The organism is Brasilonema octagenarum UFV-OR1 (assembly GCF_963888615.1).
Taxonomy (GTDB): domain Bacteria; phylum Cyanobacteriota; class Cyanobacteriia; order Cyanobacteriales; family Nostocaceae; genus Brasilonema; species Brasilonema sennae.
Map to the genome: position 1 here is coordinate 1 of NZ_CAWPKW010000121.1, position 603 is coordinate 603.

The window sequence follows — 603 nt, forward strand, 5'->3', positions numbered from 1 at the left end:
AAAAGCGGAACACTGCCCGACCAATAATATTTTCTTTGGGTAAAAACCCCCAGTAGCGGGAGTCGTTACTATCGTTGCGGTTATCTCCCATCACAAAGAATTCGCCAGGAGGAACTTGCCGCTCTTGCATTGGTAAAATTGGTGGCTCAGCTATATAATCTTCTTGTATTGGTTGCCCATCGATGTAAACTTTTCCACCTGCGATACTCACTTTCTTTCCAGGAGTCCCAATAATACGCTTAATGAAAGCTTGGTCTTTAGGATATCCTCGATGTTGTAATTCTTCTGGTGGCTGAAAAACGACGATATCGCCAAATTGTGGAGGATGAAAGAAAGAAGAAATTTTTTCCACAACCAGGCGATCGCCCCTATGCAAAGTTGGTAACATGGAATCTGAGGGAATGTAGCGGGGTTCAGCAACAAAAGTCCGAATGAGGAGTGCTAAGCATAAGGCGATCGCAATCAAGATGAGATTTTCCCGTAAAGTTCGCCATCCTCGCGACGATTCAGGGGATTCTTTCGCTTCACTTTTCTGATGAGTCATAGCAAGCTGATTAATAAGTTAGACGAATTCTAGATTATTTTGACCCTAAAAGGACGTTT

General features: G+C 43.1%; 1 protein-coding gene. It reads right to left on the reverse strand.

What is annotated here, in order from left to right:
• On the reverse strand, positions 1-544 hold a 544-nt coding region (gene lepB / locus AC5590_RS08895; RefSeq protein ID WP_169269048.1), incomplete at its 3' end, for a signal peptidase I.
• Between the last annotated feature and the right edge of the window lie 59 nt (positions 545-603).